This is a genomic window from Orrella daihaiensis, from assembly GCF_022811525.1.
Classification (GTDB): domain Bacteria; phylum Pseudomonadota; class Gammaproteobacteria; order Burkholderiales; family Burkholderiaceae_B; genus Algicoccus; species Algicoccus daihaiensis.
Map to the genome: position 1 here is coordinate 461875 of NZ_CP063982.1, position 23218 is coordinate 485092.

Sequence of the window (23218 nt, forward strand, 5' to 3'; positions counted from 1 at the left end):
CGTAGGATGAAGTTGTCATTGATGTGACGAACCGTGATCCACGCCACCTGTCTGGAGAGTTTATATGTCTGCCTTGCAAAGAACACCCTTATATGATGCGCACGTAGCGGCCAACGCTCGCCTGGTGGATTTCGGTGGTTGGGAAATGCCCTTGCATTACGGCTCGCAGATCGAAGAACATCATGCCGTAAGACAAAACGTGGGTATGTTTGATGTTTCGCACATGCGCAGCGTCGACATATCAGGACCGCAATCTCGAGCCTTTTTGCGCTACCTTTTGGCCAATGACGTTAACAAGCTGAAGCAAACCGGCCGTGCACTCTACAGCTGCATGTTGAATCCGCAGGGCGGCATTATTGACGATCTGATCGCGTACCACTTTGCCGAGGAGCAGTGGCGATTGGTGGTGAACGCCGCCTGTGCACAGGCAGATATTGCCTGGATGAAGCGTGTGGCCAGTGCAAAGTCTTTTGAAGTGGTGATCGCTGAGCGTCCTGATTTGGCCATGCTGGCATTGCAAGGTCCACAGGCAATGAAGGTGCTCGGTGAGACGCGTGCGCCGTGGGCTGCCGCTGTGGCTGAGGTCAAACCCTTCACAGCGGTCACGTTCGGTGATGTCGTGGTGGCCCGCACGGGCTATACCGGTGAAGACGGTGTTGAAATCATGCTCCCGGCCGATCAGGTGGTTGACCTCTGGAATGATTTATTGGCTGCCGGTGTGGCCCCTTGCGGGTTGGGGGCGCGTGACACACTACGTCTGGAAGCTGGTATGAATCTGTACGGCCAGGATATGGATGCGTTGACCATACCCGCCCAAGCCGGCTTGAGCTGGACGGTCGCCTTGGCCGATGAGGCACGTGATTTCGTTGGGCGCGCTGCGATTACACAATTTCCAGCGTCAGGGCAAATGCTGGGACTGAAGCTTCAGGAAAAAGGTGTGATGCGTGCACATATGACTGTGCAAACAGCCTCAGGCGATGGCGAGATCACCAGCGGCACCATGTCCCCCACCCTCGGCATATCGATCGCCATGGCTCGGTTGCCCGATGGTGTCTTGGTCGGCGAGGATGTACACGTAAATATTCGAGGAAAGTCAGTTCCAGCTAAGGTTTGCCAGCTACCGTTTGTGCGTCACGGCAAAGCCGTGGAACCGAAGTCTTAACGTGTTTAATCAAGCAGTGTTTGCGGAGATTTGAATGAGCATTCCGAACGATCGTAAGTATGTGTCCTCGCATGAGTGGATTTTGCCTGAAGGTGACATGCTCTTAGTGGGTATCACCGATCCTGCCCAGGATCAGCTCGGAGATTTGGTGTTTGTGGGTGACGTGCGGGTGGGCGCCAAGCTAAAGGCTGGCGAGACTGCTGGTGTGGTGGAGTCGGTCAAGGCAGCATCCGATATCTACGCCCCAGTCGATGGCGAAGTGGTGGGATTTAACGATTCCCTGAATGATGCTCCCGAAAGCATCAATGGGGATCCTTATGGAACATGGATTTATAAATTTAAGCCTGCAAATATGGCTGACATCGACGGATTGCTCGATGCGGCCGCGTATCAGGCGGTAGTTGACGCGAGCTAAATCATGACAAGACCAACGACCGAGACGGCTGGCGCGTTTATTGCGCGCCATATTGGCCCTGGCCAGGCTGACCGCCAGCAGATGCTGGCTGCCATTGGTGTGGATAGCGTAGACACGCTGATGCAAACCGTGGTGCCGGGCAATATTCATCTGTCCGGTCTGTTGGACTTGCCATCGCCTAAAGACGAGCCAGAGGTTCTGGCTGAGCTTAAGAGCATCGCCAATCAAAACCGGGTGATGCGAAGCTACATTGGGCAAGGCTACTATGGCACGCACACGCCAAACGTGATCTTGCGCAATATCCTGGAAAATCCAGCTTGGTACACGGCTTATACGCCTTATCAACCAGAAATCTCGCAAGGTCGCCTTGAGGCGATTCTGAATTTCCAGACCATGGTGGCAGATCTGACGGGTTTAGATATTGCCAACGCGTCGTTACTTGATGAGGGCACGGCAGCTGCCGAAGCCATGACCCTGGCCTGGCGAGTGACGCGGCATAAGGATCGGCCGTTTTTTGTGTCAGCTAATTGCCATCCGCAAACAATCGAAGTGGTTAAAACTAGAGCCGAAGGCCTGGGAATTGAATTGGTCGTCGCCGATGAGGCGGCCGGTGTGCCGACTTGTTTCGGCGTGTTGTTGCAATACCCGCAAACGTTGGGTGACGTGGTCGATTACCGCGGCCTCGCGGAAAAAATTCATGCCGATGACGGGGTGGTGGCATGTGCGACCGACCTATTGGCCTTGACCTTGCTTGAGGCACCTGGCAACTTGGGTGCGGATATCGCCATTGGTTCGGCGCAGCGCTTTGGTGTACCCATGGGGTTTGGTGGGCCACACGCAGCGTTCATGAGTTGCAAGGATGCCTTTAAGCGGCACATGCCTGGTCGCCTGGTGGGTGTGTCCAAAGATGCGATGGGTAATCCAGCATTGAGGCTAGCTCTCCAAACTCGCGAGCAACACATCCGTCGAGAAAAAGCCACCTCCAATATATGCACAGCGCAAGTCCTGCTTGCCGTGATGGCCAGCATGTACGCCTTGTGGCATGGGCCAGCTGGTCTAAAAGCCATCGCCCGTCGGGTGCATCATCACACGGCAGCGGTGCGCACAGCACTGCAGGAGCTAGGGTTTAAGGTTGCCAATGAGGGTTACTTTGATACTTTGCTGGTCAAGACTGGTGAGAATACGGCTGCGATTCACGATGCAGCTGTGAAAGCCGGTATGAACTTGCGACATGTCAGTGACAGCGAGCTTGCGTTGTCAATTGACGAAACCGTTCGCGTTGAGGACGTTACTGCTTTGCTAGCAGTGTTTGCCCATGTCGTCGGTAAACAGGTAGAACTGAGTTGGCCGCAAGATAACGAATTGCCCGGTGTGGCTCAGACGGTGGCACGCCATTCAGAGATATTGACGCATGCTGTGTTCTCGAGCATTCAGTCTGAGACAGACATGTTGCGTTATTTGCGTCAACTAAGCGACAAGGATTTGGCGCTTGATCGCACCATGATTCCACTGGGCTCTTGCACCATGAAGCTAAACGCCACGGTCGAAATGATTCCGGTGACCTGGCCCGAATTCGCCAACATGCATCCCTTTGCGCCGAGCGATCAGACCCAAGGATACAAGACCCTGATTGATCGTTTGTCGGCCTACCTTTGTGAGATCACCGGGTACGACGCCGTTAGCCTGCAGCCTAATTCAGGTGCGCAAGGTGAGTATGCGGGTTTATTGGCCATTCGTGCCTATCATCGATCACGTGGTGATCTGCAGCGCAACATCTGCCTGATTCCTGAGTCAGCCCATGGCACCAATCCAGCGTCGGCCAATATGGTGGGTATGGATGTGGTGGTGGTACGTGCTGACTCGCTTGGCAACGTTGATGTTGAGCATCTTAAGGAATGTATTGCCCAAGCAGGCGATCGCTTGGCCGCTTTGATGGTGACCTATCCATCGACGCACGGCGTATTTGAAGAGGCGATCACAGAAATTTGCGATCTGGTGCATGCGGCTGGCGGCCAAGTCTATATGGACGGTGCAAACATGAATGCCATGGTGGGTGTTGCTCAGCCGGGCAAGTTTGGTTCCGATGTTTCACACCTGAACCTGCACAAGACTTTCTGTATTCCCCATGGTGGCGGTGGTCCCGGTGTCGGCCCTGTTGCATGCCGTGCCCATTTGGCACCGTACTTGCCTGGCGTGGTTCACACCAGTGGCCAACTCCCGGCAGACGCACCGGTAGGCCCTGTTAGTGCAGCACCGTTCGGATCGGCGAGCATCTTACCGATCTCTATGGCCTATATCTTGTTGATGGGTGCCCAAGGATTACGTGATGCCACCGAAGTAGCTATTCTGAATGCCAATTATGTGGCTACCCGACTAGCACCGCACTATCCCATCCTCTATACCGGTAAGGGCGGACGCGTAGCGCATGAGTGTATCCTCGATATGCGCCCAATCAAGGACAAGACGGGTATTTCAGCCGAGGACATTGCCAAGCGCTTGATGGACTATGGGTTCCATGCGCCGACCATGTCGTTTCCGGTGGCAGGCACTTTAATGGTTGAGCCTACAGAGTCGGAAGGTTTGGCAGAGCTTGACCGTTTTGTCGATGCCATGATTGCGATTCGTCAAGAGATTGAGCAGGTGGCCAATGGCGAGCGTGATGCTAATGACAATGTTTTGAAGAACGCGCCGCATACCGCACACATGCTAATGGCTCAAGAATGGCATCATGATTACAGTCGTCATGAAGCAGGCTTTCCGATGCCCGCGCAATTACAAAGCAAGTACTGGCCCCCGGTAGCGCGCGTTGATAACGCATGGGGTGATCGTAATCTTGTGTGTGCTTGCCCGCCGGTGAGTGACTACGCGCAAGCGACTTGATCAGGTGCGCCTGCGGTACTCGACAAAGTCATAGGCGAGGTGATTGTCTGCAGGTTGAGGCTGTCTTTCGGTCTCAACCCAGACGTTAGGGTCGAGGACCGGAAAAAAAGCATCGCCATCCACGTCGGTGTCAATCTCGGTAGCAATGACTTTATCGACTTTAGGTAATGCATCAGCGTAGAGTTGTGCCCCACCGATAACGCAAACTTCATCGACCTGGCCCGCTGCACCCAAGGCCTGCTCGAGCGAGTGAACTAATACGGCTCCAGTAAAGTCACCCTGGCCAGAGCGGCTGACCACAATATTGGTGCGGCCAGGCAGGGGGCGCCCGAGTGAAAGCCAGGTCTTTCTGCCCATGATGATGGGCTTTCCCATGGTTTGGCGCTTGAAGTGAGCAAGGTCACCCGGAAGTTTCCAGGGAAGTTGATTGTCCTTGCCAATCACTCGGTTACGGCTGTAGGCGACGATCAGTGAGACTGTGGTCATACCGCCACCGGTGCCTTGATGTGTGGATGAAACTGATAGTTCTCGATGACGAAATCTTCAAGCTCGTATTCAAAAATACTGGCAGGCTTTCTGGCGAGTTTCAAGGTCGGGTAGGGATAGGGGTCGCGTGCAAGTTGCTCTTGTACCTGATCGAAGTGGTTGTTGTAGAGATGGCAGTCACCTCCGGTCCAAACAAAATCTCCGACTTCAAGATTGGTCTGCTGCGCAATCATGTGAGTCAATAATGCATAGCTTGCGATGTTAAAGGGCACGCCCAGAAAGATATCTGCGCTACGTTGATAAAGCTGGCATGACAGTTTGCCCTGTGCTATATAAAACTGGAAAAACGCGTGACAAGGGGGCAAAGCCATGTCTGGAATCTGCCCCACATTCCAGGCAGACACTATTAGGCGGCGCGAATCGGGGTTGGATTTGATTTGATCAATGACCTGACTAATCTGGTCGATTTTGTGGCCATCGGGCGCAGGCCATGATCGCCATTGCACCCCATAGATTGGACCGAGATCGCCATCTTGGCGAGCCCATTCGTCCCAGATGGTGACATGACGATCCTGCAGCCATTTGACATTCGAATCGCCGCGTAAAAACCACAGTAGTTCTACAAAGATACTGCGGGTATGAAGCTTCTTGGTCGTGACTAAAGGAAACCCTTTGGACAGATCAAACCGCATCTGATAACCAAACAGTGACCTCGTGCCGGTACCGGTACGGTCAGATTTATCTACGCCGTTCTCATAAACATGGCGCATGAAGGTTTCATACTGGTTCATGCTTCATTTCCGCTTGTGTTGGCAGCATCGGGGTCGATGATCTGAACCGACCAAGTCATTTCCGCACTATTTGCCAGCATGGCCGAGGCCGAGCAGTATTTATCGTGCGAGAGCTTCACAGCCCTTTCAACGACTTGTTGACTCAGGTTTTTACCGGTCACGGTAAATGCAAAGTGAATTTTGGTAAAAACTTTGGGATCCGAGTCTGCGCGTTCTGCTGTTAAAGCGACCTCGCAGCCCGTCACGGCGTGGCGTCCCCGCTTCAGAATTAACACCACATCGTACGCTGTGCACCCTCCGGTACCAAGCAGCACCATCTCCATCGGGCGTGGTGCAAGGTTGTGGCCGCCACCATCGGGAGCACCGTCCATGGCAGCAATATGGCCTGTGCCAGTCTTGCCGATGAACAACATGCCGTCGGGACCGCCCCACTGAACTGTGCACTGCATGATTGAGCTACCTCAAGATGTGATGAATGCTACTAATGATAGCCTCTAAGGCACAGTCGATGCAGTGGCTAAAGCGTCGTCACAAATGCGACGTCGCTAAAATCAAACGAAATGCTGTGGGGTTTAACCAAACCACAAAAGAGGAAGCCCAGATAATGACCACATTAAAACACCGCGCTATGCGTCGCCGAGAAGGTCTGTTTGATCAATTGATCGGAGAAGCCTCAGTGGCGCTACAGGTTCTCTCCGGTGCGGCTGTGGCCTCTCGGCCTAATCCAGCGGGCAGAAGATTGCCCGAGGAGCCTGAGTCGCTAAATCAGGCCGAGCGGCGCCATGCAGCGGGTCTCATGCGTATCAACCACGTTGGCGAGATTTGTGCCCAAGCTCTCTACCGCGGTCAAGCATTGGCCGTCGAGCGCCAACAGACCAAAGAACTGCTGCGCGAGGCTGCCCGCGAGGAGGTGGATCATCTGGTGTGGTGCCAAGACAGGTTAAAGGAGTTAAATAGCCGGGTAAGTCTCTTGAACCCGATTTGGTATGCCGGCTCCTTTATGCTGGGTTTAGCCGCAAGTAGGGCGGGTGAGCGCTACAACCTAGGGTTTATGGCCGAGACAGAGCGGCAGGTGGAAGCCCACCTTGATGGTCATTTGAAGTCTTTGCCTGAGGGTGATGGGCGTTCGCGCAAGATCGTGACTCAAATGCGCGATGACGAGATCAAGCACCGTCGTACTGCGCAGAAACACGGGGGTGTGGAGCTACCGTTCCCTGTCCCGTCGGTTATGAAATTTATGTCTAAAGTTATGACTAAAAGTGTTTATTATGTTTAGTCAAACGAAATTAAATCTCAGTCACATTGGTCAATTGCGGCATAGCAAGAAGAAATTTCCCCTATTTTTCTAGGGCATTACAAAAATCTCTCTTGCATCGCACAAATTTTCTGCTATGATGGAGTCGTGTGTCGCTGAGCTAGTTCTATCAGTAGTTTCCCGAAGGCAAATTTTCGGGGAAACCCGTAAAAGCGGGAAGCGGTAGATCAAGTTGCGCAAGCCCGAAAGCGACTCGGCAAAGTTGTCTCCTCCACCCTCCTCCTTTGGTGGATTTGACCCGATATCGCAAGGTCTCGGGTCTTTTTTTGTCTGCTCGCGCCAGACTCTTGGTTTCCCTTAGCATCGGAACGGGTCCGACTTGTCTGGTCTCAATGGTTTTTGCTGGTTACGCGCATCAATGAGGCTAACCAATGGCGCGTGGATGCATCAAAATCTTTGGTTTGTTCAGGGTCGTTTTGCATGAGTTCCAGCGCTAGGCGCTTGCCAAACTCTACCCCCCACTGATCAAAGGGATTCAATCCCCAGAGTACGCCGGCCACAAACACTTTGTGCTCATACAGAGCTAGCAGTGCACCGAGTCGATGAGCATCTAGCTTTGGCAAAACGATTAACGTTGAGGGGCGCCCGCCCGGATGTAAGCAATGCTGAGCGAGCCACTGTGCATGCGACTCATCGTGCTTGTGCTTAAGCTCCTGAAACGATACCTCTACCGATTTGCCGCGCCATAATGCCGCGCGTTGCGCCAGACAGTTAGCCACGAGCTGCCGATGGTGGCTCAGCAAATGGTGCTCAGGCTCAATACAAAAGATGAAATCTACCGGCGCACCACGCTGACTCTGATGCAGCCACTGAAAAAAAGTGTGCTGACTATCTGTACCGGGCATGCCCCAAACGGCAGGGCTGACCGAGACATCAATGGGATTGCCTTGTTGATCAACGGCTTTACCCAACGACTCCATTTGAAGCTGCTGCAGCCATGGCACAAAATCGGTCAAGCGTGCGTCGTATGGGCAAATGACCTCCGATGAGAAGCCCAGTATGCTGGTGTTGGCTACCATATTCAAGGCAAGTTGCACCGGAGCGTTATGCGCGATGGCGGCAGTCTGGAAATGCGTATCCATGTCGCGCGCGCCTTGAAGTAGCTCTTCGAATGTCGTCCAACCCAGACCTAGTGCCACCGGTAGTCCGATCGTGGACCAAATGGAGTATCGACCGCCTACCCAGTCCCAGAATTCAAATATGCGTTCGGGTGCCACGCCAAATTCGATTGCAGCTGCCGGGTTTGCGGTGAGCGCCACAACTTGGTTCAAAGGGTGTTTGATTCCACCGTGCTCAAGCCACTTGATCGCCTCGCGAGCGTTGGTCATTGTTTCTGTGGTGGTAAAGGATTTGGAGGCGACGATGATCAGCGTATCTCGCGGATCGAGGCCGTCCAGCGCGGCGGTGATGGCATGAGCATCAATATTGGCTGCAAATCTCAAAGTGCGTCGGTTGCTGACTCCTTTGAGGCTGTGCCACACCATGCGTGGACCCCAGTCACTGCCGCCGATCCCAAGGTGAACAACGTTACTGTAGCGGTTGTATGTATTGGCATCATCAACAAAGCGCTTCATGCGCTCAAGTTGTGCGGTGATCAAGGATCTCACGCTCTCGGGGGCATGGCTGCTTCGTAGCGCAGTGTGCAGGGCCGGACGGTTTTCTGAGAGATTGGCAATCCCACCTTCAAACAGGGCATGCCTGGCTTGTTCAAAGCCCGCAACACTCAGGAGCTCGATGGCAGCGTCTCTTAGTGTTTGGCTGTCACGTTGGGCACTTAAGTCAACAGTCAGCTGCCCGGCTTCAATCAGGCGTAGTTGTTCTGGATCAGCGTGCGCTGCCTGCACCGCATCGGAAAACGCCTGCCAGGCTGGATTTGACTGCAAGGCCATGAAGAGTTTTCCAGTCAGAATGGCAGTCGCGCGTTGGGCGCCAAGGCCTGCAGTTGATCACGAAACTGACTTTTGATGCGATCGAGCGCAGTGGGTGTTTCCCCTTCAAACCGTAGAACGACTACCGGCGTGGTGTTTGACGGTCTTGCCAAACCAAAACCATCGGCAAAATCTACCCGGATGCCATCGATGGTCGAAACTGCCTCAGCACCACTGAATTTTGCGTTCAGTTTGAGTGCGTCGATGAGAGCAAAGGGCTCGCCTTCTTTCATTTCCAGTTTGAGTTCCGGGGTGCTAAATGCCGTTGGTAGCCCTTCGAGTACTGAAGAGGGATCAGCCTCGCGCGACAGTATTTCAAGTAGGCGCGCACCGGTGTACAGCCCATCATCGAATCCAAACCAGCGTTCTTTAAAAAATATATGGCCACTCATTTCGCCGGCCAAAGGCGCGCCAGTTTCAGCAAGCTTGGCTTTAACAAGGGAATGACCGGTACGGCACATCAGTGGTTCACCACCTGCTTGTTTAATAGCAAGCGGTAACTGCCGACTGCATTTGACGTCAAACAGAATTTGGCTGGCGGGCAGGCGGCTCAGAATGTCTCTGGCAAACAAAATCATTTGTCGATCTGGCCAAATGATTTCACCGCTACGGGTAACGACCCCGAGGCGGTCACCGTCACCGTCAAATGCCAAACCTAGCTCGCAGTCTTGTGCTTGCACGGCTTGAATCAGGTCTTGTAGGTTGTGTGGCTCAGCGGGATCAGGGTGGTGATTGGGAAATCTGGCGTCCACGTCGCAAAACAGTTCTTGCACTTCACATCCAAGTGCTCGATACAAGTCTGCAGCGATCACGCCAGCAACCCCATTGCCACAGTCAATGGCTATTTTCATGGGGCGAGCCAGCTTGATGTCGCTTGTGACACGGTCCAGATATACCGGTTTGATATCGATTGGCTCGGCCTGACCTGGTATTGAAGCGACCGCTTTGGGTCGGGCCATATCTTCGCGCAGGCTACTGATATCGTCGCCATAAAGTGTGCTGCCGGCGAGCATCATCTTAAAGCCGTTGTACTGTGGCGGGTTATGACTGCCTGTGATCGCTACTCCAGAGCCGGTGCCAAGATGGTGAGCCGCGAAGTAAACCAAGGGCGTAGGCACCATGCCAAGCTCTATCGTACCCACGCCGCCCTCACGAATACCCCTGCCAAGGGCCTCGGCAAGATCAGGGCTGCTAAAGCGGCCGTCATAGCCAATTACGATTTTGTTGACATTAGCTGACTTCGCGCGCGCCGCCAGGCTTCTGCCCAGTAGCAGTGCAAACGCCGGGTTGAGATCCGCAGGTACTTCACCGCGAATATCGTAGGCTTTAAATACGTGGTTGGGCAGGGCAGACGATGACATGGTCAATCCATGGGGCTAAGACATTTTGTGGCTATTATCGCAAATATCTAGGCACAGCTTGGTTACCGGCGCTAAAACAGCGTTAATCAGTATTAGCCACACAGAACGGATAGCTGCGGGGAAAAGTAATGTTGGAAGGATTATCGAATATCGTTGGACAAAGCAATGTGTTGACAGGTAGCGCGGCCCAACCGTATCTCGTCGATTGGCGCGGACGCTATCGCGGTAAGGCGCAAGCAGTGGTTCGCCCGGGTAACGTCGAAGAAGTTGCCGCTGTGGTCAGGTATTGCGTGCTCAATAACGTGCCGGTCGTGACCGTTGGTGGCAACACAGGCTTATGTGGTGGTGCGACGCCTGATGATTCAGGGCGGGCTGTGGTGTTGTCCACAGCGCGTCTGAATAAAATCCGTTCAATTGATACTGACAACGACACGATCACGGTTGAAGCTGGATGCATCTTGCAAAGCGTGCAAGATGCCGCACGTGAGGCTGGCCGTCTGTTCCCGCTCAGTCTGGCAGCCGAGGGCAGTTGCACCATTGGGGGCAACCTGGCCACCAACGCGGGGGGCACGCAGGTCTTGCGTTACGGCAATACCCGCGAGTTGACCCTCGGCTTGGAGGTAGTGACTGCTGAAGGGGAAATCTGGAATGGTTTGCGTGGTTTGCGCAAGGACAACACCGGTTATGACTTGCGTGACTTGTTTGTTGGAAGCGAGGGCACGCTGGGTATCATCACGGCAGCCACGCTCAAGCTTTATCCACTGCCCGTGGCTCAGCGAACCGCTATGTTGGCGTTTGCCAGTCTTGAAGACAGTGTGACGTTTTTGTCGCGAGCACGACAGGGATTCGGAGCAGCGTTAACCGGCTTTGAGGTCATGGCTGGTTCGGTGTTGCAAGCCGTAGTGCGGTTATTTACCGACCAGCGTATTCCGTTTGAAAACGAGTCGGCTAATTCGCCCTGGTTTGCCTTACTCGAGCTGTCTGACAGTGAAAGTGCCGAGCACGCACAGGCACGATTCGAACATGTATTGGGACAGGCGATCGAGGACGGCTTGTTACTTGACGCCGCGATCGCGCAATCCGTGGCCCAGAGCAAAGCGTTTTGGCATTTGCGTGAGAGTATCCCTCTGGCCGAGGCTGAGCTTGGCAAAAGTGTGAAGCATGATGTCTCGATCCCTATTTCACAGATTGCTGAATTTGTGGCTGTGACGAATAAGGCTTTGCAAGCCGAGTTTCCTGGTGTTCATAATGTTGTGTTTGGCCACCTCGGTGATGGCAATTTGCACTACAACGTCGCACCGGGTGCTGGACAGACTGAAGGTGAAATTTTGTCATTACAGTCACAGATCTATCAATTGGTGCACGATAGCGTGGCTTCGTTTAATGGTTCGATCAGCGCTGAACACGGCATTGGCCAGCTCAAGGTGAATGAGTTGCCGCGCTACAAGTCCGAACTTGAACTGAAACTGATGCGTCAGATCAAGCAGGCGCTAGATCCCAAGGGCCTGCTTAATCCAGGCAAGGTAGTCAACGTCTAAGCCCAGGATCTTAAGATCTTGGGCTGCGACGCTGGCAACGAGGACAAAAGTAGGTCGCCCGCTGTCCTTGCACGATCCGTTTGATTTTGCTGCCACAAACGCGGCAAGTCTGACCATCTCTTTCGTAAACAGATGCATGCAGTGTGAAATAGGCACCAGCCTCTCCAGAGGCATTGACATAATCGCGCAGGGTGCTGCCACCACTATTCAAAGCGTCGTTCAGTGTTTGCACAATCGCCGGTACCAGGCGGCTAGCCTGTTGACGTGTCAACCGGCCCGCAGGCAACTCTGGGTGTATTTTGGCTCTGAAGAGAGACTCCGATGCGTATATGTTGCCCACCCCCACAACGATACGACCCGCCAACAGTGTCTGTTTAATGCTTTGGGACTTGCCCTGAACGCCAGCCAGTAAATGTTCGACCGTGAATTGCTCGCTCAAAGGTTCAACCCCCAGGGTAACCAAGCGAGGATGCTCAAGTACCGGGCCGGCTGATTTCGGATGCCACAGCACTGAGCCGAAGCGTCTTGGGTCGTGATAACGCAGGCAACTGCCATTATCGAATTCCCATTGCAGATGGTCGTGCGTTTGCCAAAGACTGTTAGGAGCGCAGTTCCGAATTGAGCCTGACATCCCGAGGTGAACGATTGCCGTGCCTGCATTGTCAAACTCCATCAAAAGATACTTACCGCGACGCTGGCAAGCTGATAAGGTGCAGTTCAGGATGCAGTTTGGCAATGCTGTGTCGATTGGCCAGCGCAGACGGCGCTCGCGCACCGGCATGTCAAGTAGCCGAGCGCCCAGAGCGGTTTGTTCAATGCCACGTCGGGTTGTTTCAACTTCTGGTAGTTCTGGCATGGTCCGGTGCTAAGATGGTGCGTTACTAGAGCAGGTGGTTCGATTGTGCCATGGCTGCCGGTAGTTAGTAGGGGTATCAAGTTGAGCAAGGTGCTTCGGTTCAGACAGCTGGTTCTGGTAGTGTTAGCGTCACTATCGGGCACTGCTTGTGCTCAGGAATTGCCTAGGGTTGCTCAGTCTGAGGGCCATCCACCAATCCAGGCTGTGCCGCAGGGGCGGGTGACGTCGACGGCTGACCGAATCACCCTGAATGCAGGTGATTTGCCCCATGTGGCCTTGTCAGCCGATATTCTCTATAAATTCCTGGCTTCAGAAATCGCGGTGCAGCGTGGCGCGATCCTTCCTGCGGCCAACACCACGCTTGAACTGGCTCGTGAGACGGCAGACCCGCGTCTGGCAAAGCGAGCAGTCGAACTTTACGCTGCCATTGGCGATGTTCAGGGTGCTCTGCAAGCAGCTGAGGTCTGGGTCCTGAATGCGCCTGCCGATGAGAACGCCCAATCCACAAAGCTTGCCCTTAGCGCAGCCGCTGGTAAAACGGATGGTCTGGCCCAGGCGTTAGCGAGGCAGGTGCAGGCCTCAGCCGATAAAACTGAGGCCCTATCGCGTGTAATCAATGTGCTGCGGCGCATGCAAGATAGGCAGCGCGCATTAGAGCTACTTGAGGAAACGATTGATCTTGCCAAGGTCAAGGGCACGTTGGCGTCATACATGGCACTGGCTGACATGGCGCAATCGGCAGGAGATTACGAGCGAGCATTGGCTGAGGCACAAAAAGCGTTGCGGTTAAAGCCTGACTCGGAAGATGCCGCTATGCGGGTTCTGGACTATGGGATGCCTGTCGATGCGGTTGCCGTGATTGATCAGGCGCGCAAGTTTGCACGCGCTTATCCCAAGGCTCGGCAGCTGCGTCTCATGCTGGCTGGTCAGCTTGCCGAGACTGGTGATGTGCAAGGCGCACTCGATGAGCTTGAGTTGATGTCTGCTCAATACCCGGAAGATTTTGATTTGTTGTTCGTACGGGCGCAGTTGGCCTATCAGGACAATCGCTTGTCTGAATCACGCGCCTTGTTACTGCAGTATGTCGATGTGCAGGCGCAACGTCAGGATGCGATTGCATCAGGTGCCTCGGATGCTGCGGCGGCATTGGCCGATGCCTATCAATTATTGGCGCGTATCGCTCAGGATCAAAACGACCCTGACCAAGCCATCGCTTGGTTGGGTCGAATTGAGGAACCCTCGGCCCGATATTCGGCGAGATTGCGCCAGGCATCGATCCGGGCGCAGCAAGGGCGGGTTGATGAGGCGGTGGCCATGATCGATGCGGCCCATCCGATTGATCAGGATGAGCAATTGATCGGTGTATTGACCATGTCGCAGATTCTGCGCGATGCTCAGCGCATTGAGCAGGCGATAGAGCGCTTGCAGCAGGCAGATCAAGAGATTGTTGACTCGATTGAGATCAAATATGAGCTTGGCATGCTGCTTGAGCGCCAGAAACAATACAGTGCCATGGAAAGGTATCTGCGCCAGGTGATTGAGCTTGATCCGGGTTATGCGCATGCGTACAACGCACTCGGTTATTCCTTGGCCGATCGCAATGTACGTCTTGATGAGGCTTATGACCTCATCTACCGGGCGCACCAGATTTTGCCGGAAGATCCTTATATCTTGGATAGCATGGGCTGGATCAAGTTCAGGCAAGGTGATAACGCTCAAGCCGAGAAATACCTTCGGCAGGCATTTGAGGTAAAGCCTGAGGCTGAAATCGCAGCACATCTAGGCGAGGTGCTATGGGTAATGGGGAATCAGGCCAAGGCCAGGGAGATTTGGCGTGAAGGCATGGCACTGGACAGCAACAACCCCACTCTAAAACAGACGCTAGATCGCTTTGGGGTCAGTCAGTGAGCATCGCACGCGGTTTGCTTGTCATAACGTTGGCGCTTTCTGTTGCTAGCTGTGCCGCGCCTGTTTTAAAGCCTGAGCAAAGTTTGGTACTCAAAGAGCGAGAAGGCAAGTTTTCGGTTTTGACCGAGACGTCCAACGACGAGCGTGAATCAGTGCAGGGTAGTTTTGTGTGGCGTCGTCTGGTCTCGGGTTGGCAACTCGACTTAAAAAGCCCTCTGGGCGCAACCCTGGCGCGTCTAACCGTTGAGCCGACCGGCGCCATGCTTGAGCAACCCGATGCGCCCTTGCAACGGGCTGATTCTGGTGATGATCTGCTCGCCCGGGTACTTGGTGCCACCGTGCCGCTTGATGTCCTGCAGGACTGGGCTGATGGGCGCGTCATCGCGGATAACAAAGTGACTGACGTCGAGCGCGATCAGCTGGGTCGAATCGTTTCGTTTAGGCAGTCTGGTTGGCAGGTAGATTTTGATCAGTATGGTGATTCGGGTCCTGCGCGCGTGACGGCGCATGGCAAACAGCTCGGTCGCAGCGTAACGCTCAGGTTGGTCGCGCAGCAGCCGAGCTAGACGAGGTAACCCCTAGATGACGCTTTATGATCTGCCCGCGCCGGCCAAGCTGAATTTGTTTCTGCATGTTGTTGGTCGCCGTTCAGACGGATATCATCTGCTCGAATCAGTGTTTCGCCTCATTACTTTGGCTGACAGCATTTCGATTGATCTGAGGTCCGATGGTGAGCTATCCCTCGAAAGCAATCTCGGCATGCAAGTCAGACCTGAGGATGACTTGGTGGTCAAGGCGGCCCGGTTGCTACAACAGCGCACGGGTACCCCGCTGGGTGCGCATCTACACGTCACAAAACGCATTCCCGTTGGCGGTGGTTTAGGGGGCGGTTCAAGCGATGCGGCAACGGTTTTGATGGGTCTGAATCGCCTTTGGCGCACTGGGCTTACACGTAGTGAGCTCGCCAATCTTGGTCTGTCGCTCGGAGCCGATGTGCCTTTTTTCGTGTTTGGCCAAACGGCCTTTGTTCAAGGTGTCGGTGAAAAGCTCGAACCTGTGGCGGTCGCTGACGCCAGTTATTTGGTTTTTAAGCCAGCTGCCAGTGCGTCAACGCCCACTATTTTTAAGGCGGCTGATTTGACACGCAACACGGATCGGGTCAAAATAGCGGACTTTTCCGGAGCTGACAGATTCGTTGGTTCTACGAACGTAGAGTCTGGGTTTGGTCGAAATGACCTAGAGCCAGTCGTTAAGCGCTTGTTGCCAGTGGTGTCTGACGCGATGTCATGGGTGCGGGAACAAGGCTTCTCGGTTCGATTATCGGGTTCGGGTAGCTGTTTTTTCGCGGAACTTGATAGTCCAGCGGATGCACAATTGGCGCGAGCCGATTTGACAGCTAAAATGGAAAAGACTAGTGACGGTGTTGCTGCCGTCATTGAAGAGGTTTTTGCTTGTGATGGGTTGCCTTGGCACCCTCTCATGCATTGGCTAACAGATTAATTGGGGAGTAGCCAAGTTGGTTAAGGCACCGGATTTTGATTCCGGCATGCGAGGGTTCGAATCCTTCCTCCCCAGCCAACAACGAAGCTGTTGAACAAGCCACCGTCCAAGCGGCGCGGTTCAGCAGCTTTTTTATTCCAGCGATGCTTTCACCATGACCACTGAAAGTTTCATGATCTTCACAGGCACTGCCAACACACGCTTGGCGGTTGACGTGGTGAATCATTTGGATATGTCCCTCGGGAAAATGACCGTCGGCCGCTTCTCTGACGGTGAGGTAATGGTTGAGATCAACGAGAACGTTCGCGGTAAGGACGTTTTTGTGTTGCAACCGACTTGCGCACCCACCAACGACAACTTGATGGAAGTCATGGTGATGGTTGATGCCCTTAGGCGCGCCTCGGCTGGTCGGATCACCGCCGCTATCCCGTATTTCGGTTATGCCCGGCAGGATCGTCGCCCGCGCTCGGCTCGGGTAGCGATCTCCGCGAAAGTGGTCGCTAATATGCTGCAAGTGGTTGGCGTGGATCGTGTGTTGACCATGGACTTGCATGCTGACCAGATCCAAGGATTTTTTGATATTCCGGTTGACAACATCTACGCTGGTCCGATTTTGCTTGGCGATATTTGGCGGCGTAACTTGTCTGATCTGGTCGTGGTGTCGCCCGATATAGGCGGTGTGGTGAGGGCTCGTGCTCTGGCCAAACAACTAGAGGCAGACCTGGCCATCATTGACAAGCGTCGTCCACGTGCCAATGTGTCCGAGGTGATGAATATCATCGGTGATGTTGATGGACGTACCTGCGTGATCATGGATGACATGGTTGATACTGCAGGCACGCTTTGCAAGGCGGCGCAGGCTCTGAAGGAGCGTGGTGCCGGTGCCGTTTATGCATACTGTACACACGCTGTTCTATCGGGCGGTGCTGTTGAGCGTATCGCCGTCTCTGAGCTTGACGAGTTGGTAGTGACTGACTCGATCCCTTTGTCGGATGCGGCAATTGCCTGCGGAAAGATTCGTCAGCTCTCTTGCGCAGCTTTGCTTGGTGAGACGATTCTGAGAATTTCTCACGCGGAATCGGTTAGCTCGTTGTTTGTGGATTGATTTGAAGTGTCAGCATGTGAATGCTGATCAAGGAATCGGGTTGCTTGTTGGTCGCGACATGTAACCGGTGCCTGAGCCGATGGTCGGTTCAGGTTTGTTCAAGGCGCGAGCCTTATTTTGGAGTTAAAAATGGAATTTAATGCAACCTCACGCAGCGTTCAGGGATCGAGTGCGAGCCGCCGCCTGCGCCGTGCGGGTCGTGTGCCAGCCATCGTGTATGGCGGCCAGGAACCGCCGTTGAACATCGAAGTCGATCACAACGAGATCTATCACTCGTTGCGCAAGGAGCAGTTTCACGCCTCCGTGCTCGACATGAAACTTGACGGTAAAAAGCACTCGGTACTGCTACGTGCCGTACAGTGGCACCCCTACAAGCAACTTGTACTGCACATTGATTTCCAGCGCGTAGATGCCACCAAAGTTCTGCATACCAAAGTGCCGCTGCACTTCATCAACGCTGAGGTCTCGCCTGCTGTGAAACTCAGCTCAGCCATCATTTCCCACGTTATTACTGAGCTTGAGATTGAGTGCTTGCCGGCAAACCTTCCCCAGTTCATTGAGGTTGATTTGTCTGCGGTGGTTGCGGGGCAGTCAATCCATGTCAATGACATTAAGCTGCCAGTCGGTGTGAAGTATTTGCCGCATGGTGGTGAGGATAACCCCGTGGTGGCGTCAGCTACCGTACCTGCTGCCAAGCGCAGTGACGAGGCTGGTGAAGCAGAAGGTACAGAAGAGTCAGCGGAGAGTTAATCCAAAGCTTGGCTAGAGGAACCTACGGATGGTCCGGATAGTTCGGCAGAAGATGGTTTTTAGCCTCCGGAGCCCCGTCGATGTTAAAGTCGGCGGGGTTTTGTTTTCTAAGCGGGTGCAGAGACAGTCGTAGACGTTCTCTTGCCGTTACTTTGCGCTAGCCAACTTGCTATATACAACTTATGACTGCTGAACCGATTTCTCTGGTGGTTGGCTTGGGCAACCCCGGTAACCAGTACGACCGGACTCGGCACAACGCAGGGTTCTGGTTGGTCGATCGCTGGGCCGACAAACTAAATGCCAAGTTCGTAGCCGAAAAGTCTTTTTTTGGGGAAGTCGCCAAAGCTAGATGGCAGGGACGACAGATTGTTTTGCTAAAGCCCACGACATTTATGAACCGATCCGGTCAGTCTGTAGGCGCATTGGCTAGGTTTTATAAGATTCCACTGTCTTCAATTCTGGTGGCTCATGATGAACTTGATTTGCTGCCTGGTCAGGTGCGACTTAAGTCTGGTGGAGGACATGCCGGTCACAATGGTTTACGTGACATTCAGTCTGTGATGGGTGGGCCAGGCTTCTGGCGCCTGCGCATTGGGATTGGTCACCCGCGATCTTTGGGCTTGATGCAAGCAGTGGCTGATTTTGTGTTGCATCCGCCGTCTCTCGTTGATCAAGACGCCATTGATCGCGCGCTTGATCGATGCGATCAGGCCATGCCACTGCTGCTTGAATCAAACATGAGTCGCGCCATGGCGCAATTGCATCGTGATGATGAACCCCCCACCAAATCAGCCTGAGCCGAGTTACCCGCGTCGTATGACGTGGTTAGACGAATGGCATGACTTTTGGGCGTTCGTTCGGCGACCGAGACTGAGCCGCCGTTGCCGGCAAGTCACACCGAGAACTGCCTGGGTGTTGGACTGGATGCCTGGGATCAGTTTTTTACGGCTGTTAGGTTGGGCAGCGATTCTCTGGGGCATCAATATTTTTCTGTTTGGACCCATTGTCATTGGGATTTCCAAACAGGCTGGTGCTACCCATGCAGTGGACCCCGCCAATCTGCCATGGCTTTTGGCGTTGGTCTGGGCACCATTGGTCGAGGAGATGCTGTTCCGGTATGGACTCAGGCGCCCGGGGATTGCGTTGTGGCTAGTGCCCCTGATGGTGCTGGCTCTATGGCTAAAGCCAGGTGTTGGTCAGAGTCTGATATTTGCTTTGGTCATACTGGCGATTTATCGTGTCACCAGTGCCAACCCCATGCCTGGTGTGCGTGCCAGGCAGTGGTTGAGGCTCTATCGGCGTTGGTTTTGGTTGATATTTCATGTATCGGTACTAACGTTCGCCTCGCTGCACCTGTTTAACTTTACCTTCACATCCGCTCAGTGGTGGATGTTGCCCGCCTTGGTGCTACCCCAATGGTTTACGGGGTTGGTGCTCGGATGGATGCGAGTGATGCGAGGTATCGGTGCAGCAATTTTGTTGCACGCCCTGTTTAACTTTGGACCATTGATGGCAGCATGGCTGGCTATGCGCTGGTTGCAAAGCGCGGGTCTGGCCTAATTTCAATTGTGCAAGCAAGTTCGCCGGGGCGGTTACACTTGCATTTCGTTTGAATTGAACTGGAATTGTTATGGCATTGCAGTGCGGCATCGTCGGGTTACCCAATGTTGGTAAGTCAACCCTTTTTAATGCGCTAACCAAAGCGGGTATCGCAGCAGAAAACTATCCTTTCTGTACGATCGAGCCTAATGTTGGGGTGGTTGAAGTACCAGATCCCAGGCTGAATCAACTGGCGCAGATTGTTAAACCCGAGCGGATTTTGCCAGCCACAGTCGAGTTTGTGGATATTGCCGGATTGGTTGCAGGTGCGAGCCAGGGCGAGGGTTTGGGAAATCAGTTTTTGTCACACATTCGTGAAACAGACGCCATCATCAATGTCGTACGATGTTTTGAAGATGACAATGTCATTCATGTGGCAGGTCGCGTTGACCCCATTGCTGATATCGAAGTCATTGAAACCGAGCTTTGCCTTGCTGATATGCAAACGGCCGAGAAGGCTCTGCATCGCCATCAAAAAACTGCCCGCTCTGGTGATAAGGAAGCACAAAAGCTTGTCGCCATTCTTGAGCAGGTGATCGAACACTTAAACAAGACGCAACCGATCCGTACATTGCCGCTGTCGAAAGAAGACCGAGCTTTGATTGCACCGTTATGCTTTATTACCGCTAAGCCCGCGATGTACGTTGGCAACGTGAGCGATAACGGTTTCGAGAACAATCCGTTGCTACAAAAGCTTCAAGCCTATGCTCAGGAGCGGCAGGCGCCGGTGGTGGCCATCTGTGCTGCTATTGAGGCAGAGATTGCCGATTTGTCTGATGAAGATAAGATCGTGTTTCTAGCGGATATGGGTATGGAGGAGCCAGGGTTGAATCGGCTGATTCGTGCCGCATTCAAGTTGCTCGGCTTGCAGACTTATTTCACCGCGGGTGTCAAAGAGGTCCGGGCGTGGACGATCCCGATCGGTGCGACTGCACCTCAGGCAGCAGGCGTTATTCATACTGATTTCGAGCGTGGTTTCATTCGGGCGCAGACAATCGCTTTCGATGATTACATTGGTTGCGGTAGCGAACAAGCGGCCAAGGAGGCCGGCAAACTCAGGGCTGAGGGTAAAGAGTATGTGGTGCAGGATGGTGATGTCATGAACTTTTTATTTAACGTCTAAGTCCGATCAGGCTCTCAACCAACCCAAGCGCTTGCCTAGGGCAATCATTGAGGTCGCTCCTGCCACCATCACAATCAGGCGAACTGCGTGAAATGCAGTAACGGTAGGCGGGTCAAGCCCCAGGACTTTTGCGGTGATCGCCATCTCAGCGATACCGCCTGGGGTGGTGGCTATAAAGCTGCTACCCCAACTAAGCCCCGCCCCAAAATGTAATGCTGTGGCAATACCTAAACCGCCCACTGCATATATCAGTGTCATCAGCACAACCCCTATCACAATCCGCGGCGCTTCCCGGAAAAGTGTTGGAGAAAAGCGTTGCCCGAGATTCCAGCCTAATAGCACCTGGCCAGTGTTGATCACCCATGTGTTTGGGATGCCTTCTACAAACGTCGAGGCACAAACTCCCCCGACAAATAAAGAACCTAACACCCAAGGGTTTGGAATTCTTATTTGCCTTGCAAGTGGTGCGATGATGGCTGCCACGATAAATAAAGTCGCAATGATTAGAGGCTCTAGTGTGTTCGGTGTGGATGCAAAAATTTTGGTGTGGTTGCCTGAGCTAAATAGGTAAGAAGCTAGAAACGGAACGCTACCCACCACAAGCGAAACGCGCACTGTGTGAGCAATCGCCACGATGTCTGCACGCGCACCTGCCGTGGCAGCTTGGTTGGCCATGTCACTAGCGCCGCCAATGGCTGCCGAAAAGAAACTGGTCGCCGCATCAATCCCAACAAATCTTTGTAGGAAAACGGCACCACACAAGCTAAATAAGCTAGATAAGATCGCTGCAAAAAAAATCCACGGCAAGAGGGACACTGTTGTGTTTAGTACTTCGGCCGTGAAGTAAAGTCCAAGTGTTAGACCAATCGAGATTTGGCCAAACCGCAACCCAGGCGTTGGTAGTTTGGAGCAAGCGTTGCGCAGGCTGAGTATCGCCGACACAGCCAGGCTACCAAGCAAGTATGGCAGTGGTGTTCCCAACACTTCAAATAGCCAGCCGCCAAAGTAAACAACAGCGAACGTTCCCAGAACCGATACGAAACGGTGATGCGCAGGCAATTCCAATCCAAACCTCTAATAATGTGCGTGTCTGGCCTTTCAGAGCAATTGCCCGTCACGGCAGGGCTTTTAACTAGATCAGAATGATAGATTGAAAGACGACCCGCGAGAACAGGACTTTGGAATCGATTTAGACGACTCAATCATTTCGAGAGGAAATCGTAAGGGCATTATCAGGTGTAATTATCAGCGCTTCGATTACGAGCATGAAGTCTGATCTCTAGCCATGTTCCTTCAGGCTGCTTAGATCAAACAAGTGGCCGCCCCGTGTACCTTTGGTCATCAAATAACCCCGATTATGGCGGTTGGCCGGAAATACATGGGCGACCCGCTCGACCACATTTACGCCAAGGCGGCTCAGCGCGTTAACCTTTCTGGGGTTGTTGGTCAGTACACGAACCTGTCGGACATTCAGGTGCTTGAGCATTTGAACTGCAGGCATGTAGTCACGTTCGTCCTCTTCAAATCCCAAATCGAAGTTGGCATCAACCGTATCAAGTCCGGAATCCTGAAGTTGATAAGCGCGCAATTTATTGATTAATCCAATGCCGCGACCCTCTTGAGCCAAATAGAGCAAGATGCCACCTTCCGTAGCTGCCATCAGTGAAATCGCACCCCTGAGTTGACTGCCGCAATCGCATCGAAGCGACCCAAGCAAGTCTCCGGTGAAGCATTCCGAGTGCAAGCGAATCATGACTGGCTGATTCAGGTCTGGTTGGCCAACGATGATAGCCAAATGCTCAGTGCCGCCATCTTCTGGCCGGAAGGCAACGATTTCAACGTTCTCAGCATCTTCAAGTGGAACTCGAGCACGGCTAACGATGTGAAGCGTTTCGCGTTGCTCGGAAATGCCCGCACGAATGTCAGCCTCAGCGATACAGACGCTATCTTGCAACATGCGATCCTTGAGCGGAACGACAACGCAGGCTGGTAGTAATCCGGCATGCTTTAGCAATAAAACCGCAGCGCCATCGATGTGATCTCCGGTATCGATGTGCCAAGAATGGGCTTGCGAGTCCGTATCTGCATTTAGTGAGATTGTTGGATCCACAAGCTCTTGAACAGATTTTGTGGTTACGGGCTGCTTGGCTTTCAGTTGATAGACTGAATCTTGCGCATCGACCTCAAACCCTATGCGCACCGCGCGTTGGCCAGTTACCACAAGGTGCCAGTTGTTTGCGTCGTGTGCTTGCAGGTTCAGCAATAGTGGGTCGCTAACAGCTTCGGCTGCTATGACGGCGAAGTTGCCAGATGTGCTCTGAATGATGAGCGCATCTCCCCGTCGCAGCTCGTGCGCAGCACGATCGACTTTGGATAGGGCGCTAGTAACCCCAAATACGGGATCAAGATAGGCAACGGGTGAGTTCATTTGGCGGATACCGCAAAAACAGGTTAGACAGAAATTTACGGTTGCGGTGTAATGCAAGCACGAATTAGTAACA

The 23218-nt window shown here is 53.5% G+C and carries 21 protein-coding genes and 1 tRNA gene; 14 read left to right on the forward strand and 8 right to left on the reverse strand.

The genetic code is table 11. From position 1 onward, the window contains the following. Nucleotides 1-64 precede the first annotated feature (64 nt). From gcvT to gcvP, 3 genes are read left to right on the forward strand one after another with little or no spacing between them, the layout of a single operon-like run. Nucleotides 65-1162 carry a glycine cleavage system aminomethyltransferase GcvT gene (gcvT, locus tag DHf2319_RS02230; protein WP_243479179.1) on the forward strand — a complete coding sequence of 366 codons (1098 nt, stop codon included), beginning with the start codon at nucleotides 65-67 and terminating at the stop codon, nucleotides 1160-1162. 34 nt (nucleotides 1163-1196) lie between these two features. Beyond that, complete coding sequence (gene gcvH, locus DHf2319_RS02235) at nucleotides 1197-1577, forward strand: glycine cleavage system protein GcvH (RefSeq protein WP_243479180.1); 381 nt, start codon at nucleotides 1197-1199, stop codon at nucleotides 1575-1577. Between the two features lie 3 nt (nucleotides 1578-1580). Then, nucleotides 1581-4457 carry an aminomethyl-transferring glycine dehydrogenase gene (gcvP, locus tag DHf2319_RS02240; RefSeq protein ID WP_243479181.1) on the forward strand — a complete coding sequence of 959 codons (2877 nt, stop codon included), beginning with the start codon at nucleotides 1581-1583 and terminating at the stop codon, nucleotides 4455-4457. Here the strand turns inward: gcvP and DHf2319_RS02245 are convergent, their stop codons facing one another. From DHf2319_RS02245 to DHf2319_RS02255, 3 genes are read right to left on the reverse strand one after another with little or no spacing between them, the layout of a single operon-like run. After that, nucleotides 4458-4943, reverse strand: a complete 486-nt coding sequence (locus DHf2319_RS02245) for a dihydrofolate reductase (RefSeq protein ID WP_243479182.1) — start codon at nucleotides 4941-4943, stop codon at nucleotides 4458-4460. Next, complete coding sequence (locus DHf2319_RS02250; protein ID WP_243479183.1) at nucleotides 4940-5734, reverse strand: thymidylate synthase; 795 nt, start codon at nucleotides 5732-5734, stop codon at nucleotides 4940-4942. Before DHf2319_RS02250 ends, DHf2319_RS02245 begins: the two co-directional genes overlap by 4 nt. Beyond that, nucleotides 5731-6183 carry an OsmC family protein gene (locus DHf2319_RS02255; protein ID WP_243479184.1) on the reverse strand — a complete coding sequence of 151 codons (453 nt, stop codon included), beginning with the start codon at nucleotides 6181-6183 and terminating at the stop codon, nucleotides 5731-5733. The genes DHf2319_RS02250 and DHf2319_RS02255 overlap by 4 nt, the downstream gene beginning before the upstream one ends. A 152-nt stretch (nucleotides 6184-6335) precedes the next feature. On the opposite strand from DHf2319_RS02255, the gene coq7 reads away from it, so the two are divergent. Further along, nucleotides 6336-7010: a 2-polyprenyl-3-methyl-6-methoxy-1,4-benzoquinone monooxygenase gene (gene coq7 / locus DHf2319_RS02260; RefSeq protein WP_369810233.1), complete on the forward strand. Its 675-nt coding sequence runs from the start codon at nucleotides 6336-6338 to the stop codon at nucleotides 7008-7010. Nucleotides 7011-7378: 368 nt separating this feature from the next. Here the strand turns inward: coq7 and pgi are convergent, their stop codons facing one another. Next, nucleotides 7379-8938: a glucose-6-phosphate isomerase gene (pgi, locus tag DHf2319_RS02265; RefSeq protein WP_243479186.1), complete on the reverse strand. Its 1560-nt coding sequence runs from the start codon at nucleotides 8936-8938 to the stop codon at nucleotides 7379-7381. Nucleotides 8939-8952: 14 nt separating this feature from the next. Beyond that, entirely contained in the window at nucleotides 8953-10338 is a 1386-nt protein-coding gene (locus DHf2319_RS02270) for a phosphomannomutase/phosphoglucomutase (RefSeq protein WP_243479187.1), read from the reverse strand. 128 nt (nucleotides 10339-10466) lie between these two features. Here DHf2319_RS02270 and DHf2319_RS02275 point away from each other — a divergent pair, with 128 nt between their 5' ends. Then, the gene (locus tag DHf2319_RS02275; protein WP_243479188.1) at nucleotides 10467-11876 is read left to right on the forward strand and encodes an FAD-binding oxidoreductase; all 1410 of its coding nucleotides are present in this window, start codon (nucleotides 10467-10469) and stop codon (nucleotides 11874-11876) included. A 10-nt stretch (nucleotides 11877-11886) separates the two neighbouring features. Here DHf2319_RS02275 and mutM read toward each other — a convergent pair whose 3' ends face one another. Next, on the reverse strand, nucleotides 11887-12732 hold the full coding sequence (gene mutM, locus DHf2319_RS02280; protein WP_243479189.1) for a bifunctional DNA-formamidopyrimidine glycosylase/DNA-(apurinic or apyrimidinic site) lyase: 846 nt from the start codon (nucleotides 12730-12732) through the stop codon (nucleotides 11887-11889). Between the two features lie 90 nt (nucleotides 12733-12822). Here mutM and DHf2319_RS02285 point away from each other — a divergent pair, with 90 nt between their 5' ends. From DHf2319_RS02285 to ychF, 9 genes are all read left to right on the forward strand, one after another. Next, nucleotides 12823-14640 (forward strand): tetratricopeptide repeat protein, encoded by a 1818-nt coding sequence (locus DHf2319_RS02285; protein ID WP_243479970.1) that lies wholly within the window; start codon nucleotides 12823-12825, stop codon nucleotides 14638-14640. Beyond that, on the forward strand, nucleotides 14637-15206 hold the full coding sequence (locus DHf2319_RS02290) for an outer membrane lipoprotein LolB (protein WP_243479190.1): 570 nt from the start codon (nucleotides 14637-14639) through the stop codon (nucleotides 15204-15206). Before DHf2319_RS02285 ends, DHf2319_RS02290 begins: the two co-directional genes overlap by 4 nt. A gap of 16 nt (nucleotides 15207-15222) precedes the next feature. Further along, nucleotides 15223-16140, forward strand: a complete 918-nt coding sequence (gene ispE, locus DHf2319_RS02295; protein WP_243479191.1) for a 4-(cytidine 5'-diphospho)-2-C-methyl-D-erythritol kinase — start codon at nucleotides 15223-15225, stop codon at nucleotides 16138-16140. 1 nt (nucleotide 16141) lies between these two features. Next, a tRNA-Gln gene (locus DHf2319_RS02300) sits at nucleotides 16142-16218 on the forward strand. Nucleotides 16219-16294: 76 nt separating this feature from the next. Beyond that, on the forward strand, nucleotides 16295-17245 hold the full coding sequence (locus DHf2319_RS02305; protein WP_243479192.1) for a ribose-phosphate pyrophosphokinase: 951 nt from the start codon (nucleotides 16295-16297) through the stop codon (nucleotides 17243-17245). Between the two features lie 129 nt (nucleotides 17246-17374). Next, nucleotides 17375-17995, forward strand: a complete 621-nt coding sequence (locus tag DHf2319_RS02310; protein ID WP_243479193.1) for a 50S ribosomal protein L25/general stress protein Ctc — start codon at nucleotides 17375-17377, stop codon at nucleotides 17993-17995. Between the two features lie 182 nt (nucleotides 17996-18177). Next, nucleotides 18178-18792, forward strand: a complete 615-nt coding sequence (gene pth / locus DHf2319_RS02315) for an aminoacyl-tRNA hydrolase (RefSeq protein ID WP_243479194.1) — start codon at nucleotides 18178-18180, stop codon at nucleotides 18790-18792. Then, entirely contained in the window at nucleotides 18764-19555 is a 792-nt protein-coding gene (locus DHf2319_RS02320) for a CPBP family glutamic-type intramembrane protease (protein WP_243479195.1), read from the forward strand. The genes pth and DHf2319_RS02320 overlap by 29 nt, the downstream gene beginning before the upstream one ends. A 70-nt stretch (nucleotides 19556-19625) precedes the next feature. Next, nucleotides 19626-20717 (forward strand): redox-regulated ATPase YchF, encoded by a 1092-nt coding sequence (gene ychF, locus DHf2319_RS02325; protein WP_243479196.1) that lies wholly within the window; start codon nucleotides 19626-19628, stop codon nucleotides 20715-20717. Nucleotides 20718-20723: 6 nt separating this feature from the next. Here the strand turns inward: ychF and DHf2319_RS02330 are convergent, their stop codons facing one another. After that, nucleotides 20724-21776, reverse strand: coding sequence for an AbrB family transcriptional regulator (locus DHf2319_RS02330; protein ID WP_243479197.1), 1053 nt, complete (start codon nucleotides 21774-21776; stop codon nucleotides 20724-20726). A gap of 220 nt (nucleotides 21777-21996) precedes the next feature. Then, nucleotides 21997-23145 carry a GTP cyclohydrolase II gene (gene ribA / locus DHf2319_RS02335; RefSeq protein WP_243479198.1) on the reverse strand — a complete coding sequence of 383 codons (1149 nt, stop codon included), beginning with the start codon at nucleotides 23143-23145 and terminating at the stop codon, nucleotides 21997-21999. Nucleotides 23146-23218 lie beyond the last annotated feature (73 nt).